The following is a 4761-nucleotide window of genomic DNA, read 5'->3' on the forward strand; positions in this document are numbered from 1 at the left end:
CACGCTTCCCAGGTGCGCTCGCAGCCCGGCAACGCAGTGACGGCCAACCCGTTCGCGAGGTCGGGTGAGCCGTACAGCACGGTGATGCTGCTGCCGGTGTGCGTCATGATCTGGCGGCGCTCGGTCAACCCGTCGCCGTTGACCCACGACAGCGACCCGCCGGCGAGCGTGAAGGCCGTGCCGGAAAACGCGCTGGCGGTCAGCGTGAGGCCGCTCACGCCAGACAGCGTGGCCGATACCGCGAACGCATCCGGGTCCAGATTGCAGCCACGCAGCCCGGTCGAATAGACCGTTTTCCAGCATGCGCGCTGCCACTTCGCGCCCTGGTTGCGGGCGCGGTCATTGCTGCCCGTCGGCTCGCAGGTCAGCTCCAGCTCCACGTCCGTGAACTTGGGCTGGGTCACTTGGCCCATCCATTCCACCGCCGGCGGGTCGGCTTCGCCCGCGTGCGTGGTCATGCAGATCACCGTGATGGTGCTGCTGGGCACGAACGGGAACCACTGATCGCCCAAGTCCTGCGTGGCCGGGAATTCCGGCGCACCGGGGTTGCGCAGGTATGCCATCGTGATGGTGATCTTGTCTTTCGCCCGTTCGCTGGTTTGCTTGATCTCGCTGCGGTCGATTTGCGCGGCGGTGTAGGTGTTGCCGCCGATGGTCAGATCGCGGTCGGAATTGCAGTACCGCCACACTTTCGTGCCCGCGTCGGTTGCTCGCGTGAACACGAACAGGCGAATGGGTCGGCGACCGAACAGGGCAGCATCAAGCGTCATCGTCGGCCACCCCAACAAACCCGATCTGGATCGACACGACATCGCGCGTCCACCAGTCCAGGCGGTTGACATCCGATGACTGCCGGCAAAACGTCATGTAGCACACACGCACGATGTCGCCGACGGCAACGGTGGACGGCCATGCGGTATCCAGCGTGAGCCGTTCAACGCCCGCGCCGGCAGGCGCCACCGAAACCACGCGGCGATACAGCACGGTGCCGTCGAGCAGTTCGATGCGAAGATCCCGGCGCTGCGGCTGCACGCCGGCGGCAACCAGCCCGCAGGCCGTCACGTCCATCGTCGTGGATGACGCAGCCAGCCCGGCGCACGCGGTCAGATCATGCCCTCTCGACTGCACCCAGACCGGATTTGCACGCCCCGCCAACGCGAACAGCAGCCGAAACAGCGCCCACACCTCCGCCCGGCCCACCGCCGTATAGCCGATGCCGAATTCGGCACGCGGCTGGCCGACAAGATCGCTGCGGGTTGGCGCGGCAATGCCGTAATCCACCACCTGCGGATCGCGCAGCGCGGCCCATGTGGGCGCGCTGGACCAGTCAGAGATCATTTCCAGCACTGGGAAGCCGCGGTAGGTCGGCAGATCATCGGCGGCGGCAATGGACGGTGTTCCTGCGGACGCGAGAAACTCCACGCTGTACGTCACCGCGTCGCCGGTGAAGCGTTCCAGCGCCGGGGTGCGCGCGAAGGTGCTGCGCCACGCCGGCGCCAGCAGCGTGCCTGCTGGCCACGCCTGCGTGGTGGCGCTGATCGTGACGCCGGTGCCGTCGGCGGCGGTCACGGATACCAACTCGCACGCACCCGGCTGCGTGCCGATCAGCAGCGCGTGACCGCCTGCCTCAAACCGCAGCATCGAAGCATCCCCAGCAACGCTTGTGCTGCCGATCGACAGATCGGACGAAACCAGCAAAGCATCCGTCACCACCGGCACCCACCAATCGCCGGATCCGTAGGCATGCAGGGATGTCTCCAGCCACTGCCGCGCGATGCCGGTTTCCTGACCGCTGCATGACAGCGTGACGCGCGGAACACCGCGCAGGCGGCGCGTTTGCTCCGGCCCGGTCGCCGCCTGCATCACGTCGGTCAACCACTCCCATTGCTCGGACCGATCGCCGCCCGTGGTGAATGCGAAGGGCACCGGATCAGCCACGCGTCAACCCCGTCCAGTTGTTGCGCACATGGGTCAACACCACGCGCTCGCCGGCGGCGCTGGCCAGAGCATTGGCCACCGCTTCGTCACCAATCGCCACGATAGGCGTGGTCACCAGTCCACCGCCGCCGCCGTTTGCGGTGACGCCCAGGCGTCCATCCGGGCCACGCTCCAACGGCATGATGGCCTCGGGCCCGGCCTCACCCATCACGCCGAACTGGCCGCCGGCGCCGAAGGCGAACAGGGTGGGATCGCTCACGATCTGATTGGTGAACGCGCCGCCAGCCGCTAAGGCGGAAATGCCCGCCAGCGTGGCGGCGAATACGCCACCCTTGGCGAAAGCGCGCAGGCCGCCAGGCGCAAAAACATTGCCGAGCGCGCTGTATGGCCCGATGGTCGGCATGCCGCCCCCGCCGCCGCCCGCAGATCCGCCACCAAACGATGAAAACAGGCTGAAGATGATGCGCTTCGCCAACATCTCCGCAGCCATCCGCGCCAAACCTTGCACGAAACTCAGCACCATGTCCTTGAACGCATCCTTGAAGGACTTGGCGCCGGTGGCGAGATCGGCGAAAAAGTTTGTCAGCGACGATGTGGCCTGATCGGCCACCGCCATCTTGTACTGTTGTTGCTGCGCGGTAAGTTGCGCCAAGTCTGTATCAAGCTGGGTCAGCCCAAGCCGGGCGGCAACGTACTCCGAGCTTTCAGGCGATAACGTGGCGAGGTACGCCTGCATCTGGCCACGCAACACCTTCAGCTGTTCGATGCTGCGATCGCGGATGGCCTGCAATTGCTTTTCCGCTTCGCCGGGCGCGATGCTGAAGCTCGCCACCTGCGCATCGATCAAGCTCATGTCGGCTTGCATTTGCGACATCACCGCGCTGCTGCGCTGGCGCAGATTGTCGGCGGTGGCCTGCGCGGCCTCGCGTTCGGCCGCCGCCTGCTCCCGCGCCACGCGTGGGCCGATCTCCGCACGGTCGCGTTGCAGCTTGATGATCTCGGTCAGTGCGCGGGATTGCTGTTCCGTGCTGGTCGCCGCGGCGGCATCCGCGGTGGCCTGCTTGATCTTCAAGTCGATCTGCTGAAGTTCCTTCGCTTGCCGCTGCGCGAAGTAATCCGACAGACTGATCTGCCCGTCCTTGTAGCGCTGTTCCAGCTCATCCAGATCGCGCTTGATCTGGTCCAGCGCCAGGGCGGATTGATCGGCCATGCCCTTAATGACCTTGCGTGCCGCATCATTCGCGGTCGACACAGGTGGTGTCGTGACGACCGGCGTCACCGGGATAACGGGGGGGACTGATGCCTCTTTCAGACTCCGCTCAAGTTCCGCCACCCGCGCAGACCAGTCATTGAATTCCTTTTCGCGCTGCGCAACCATCTGCTGCTGCCGGTTATACGCATTCGTGGAGGCAAGCGCCGCCGCGTCACCGCGGTCGCCGCCTCGTGCTGTAACGCTCTGGTTCTCGATCTGGAACCGCGCGCGCCGCTCTTCCAGCAGGGCGCGCGCGGCCTTCAGCGTGTCGGCGGCCTGCTGCCGCTTGGCTGCGGCGAGCTGATATGCCAGAACGGCATTCTGTTGCGCCTGCGTTGAATTGTCTTCCAACGCCTGACTGTGAAGCTTTTCTGCTTTCGTCACCTCATCCGTGCGCTGATACACCACATACAACGCCGTCGCGATGGCGGCCAGCGCCAATGCGATCGGCCCGCCCATCGCCGCAGAAACTGCGCTCCATGCAAGGGTTGCCGTGCGCAGAGCGACGAATGCGTTTTTCAAACTCAATACACCAGCGATCAACGCCGGGATCGAAGCGGCGGCCAAGCGCGTACCGATGAATACTGCCAGTGCGTCAAGGTTCTCGATCAAGAAACGCACTACCGGCACGGCCGACGCCATGCCCTGCGCCAACGCTTGCGCGGCCCTGCCTGCCAACTCCAGAAGCTGGGCGAATGCCTGTTTTGTCGATGCGTCTTGCAGTGCCGCAGTCAGCTGCTGCACAGCAGACTTCGCACCCTTGATGCCGCCGGCAGACGAATCCCCTTCCAGCAGGTCGCCGAACGCATTTTTCAGCTGCGTCAACGAACCGCTAAAGGTATCGGCAGCGGCGACGGCAGAGCCGCCCATCTGTGTGGCTAGTTCATCAAGGATGATCCGCTGTGCGTCCTGGACCTTGCCTGTTTCGACCAGTGACTTGATCTGTTCTTTCTGTGACGCGGTGAACTGCACGCCAGCGCGACCAAGCGCAGCAATACCACTGATCGGATCGTTCAGCGCCTTGCCGACCTGTAGCGCCGCTGAGTTCAAGTCAACCTTCAGGCGCGTGCTGAGGTCAAGGATTGCCGGGATGGCTTCCTTGAAGATGGCGCCGCGGATATTGGTGAAGGTCGCGACTACCGACGCCATACTGACGATGGCATCATCGCCGAACGTTGTGGTATTCTGCAGCGCCTCTGCGAGTTTCACTATCTCGCCTTCGGTGACGCCAGCAATCCCGCCAGTGGATTTCAGGCCAGCGCGAAGCTGTGCCAGCGCTTCCTCCGCCTCCTTCGTGTTCTGGATGATGCCGGCAAACAGCGCCCCCGCGGACAGCCCTGTGAACAAACCTGTGAGCGCACCGCGCATCGATGCAAGCTGAGATGTGAATTTCTCACTACCCCCAAACACCTGCGCACTCTGCTGCTTGACCTTTGCCAACTCGCCGCGCAGCAGGCCGAGACCTTGCTTGATGTCGGCAAGGTCGGCGCTGATCTTGACGCGCAGGTCGGTCTGGTTAGCCATCGGTCAAGCTCCGCATCAATTTCTTGAACCCGTCATCGCTGTATTGC

Annotated in this window: 3 protein-coding genes; all 3 read right to left on the reverse strand. The window is 64.2% G+C overall.

All coding sequences use genetic code 11. The features are described 5' to 3' along the window. Positions 1 to 770: DUF2163 domain-containing protein (locus tag IT472_RS03210; RefSeq protein ID WP_297178276.1), on the reverse strand; the 770-nt coding region annotated here is incomplete at its 3' end. Next, positions 760 to 1938: a hypothetical protein gene (locus IT472_RS03215; protein WP_297178279.1), complete on the reverse strand. Its 1179-nt coding sequence runs from the start codon at positions 1936 to 1938 to the stop codon at positions 760 to 762. The genes IT472_RS03210 and IT472_RS03215, both read right to left, overlap by 11 nt. Continuing rightward, complete coding sequence (locus IT472_RS03220; RefSeq protein WP_297178282.1) at positions 1931 to 4714, reverse strand: phage tail length tape measure family protein; 2784 nt, start codon at positions 4712 to 4714, stop codon at positions 1931 to 1933. Before IT472_RS03220 ends, IT472_RS03215 begins: the two co-directional genes overlap by 8 nt. Between the last annotated feature and the right edge of the window lie 47 nt (positions 4715 to 4761).

This window comes from Thermomonas sp., from assembly GCF_020850895.1.
Classification (GTDB): Bacteria; Pseudomonadota; Gammaproteobacteria; order Xanthomonadales; family Xanthomonadaceae; genus Thermomonas.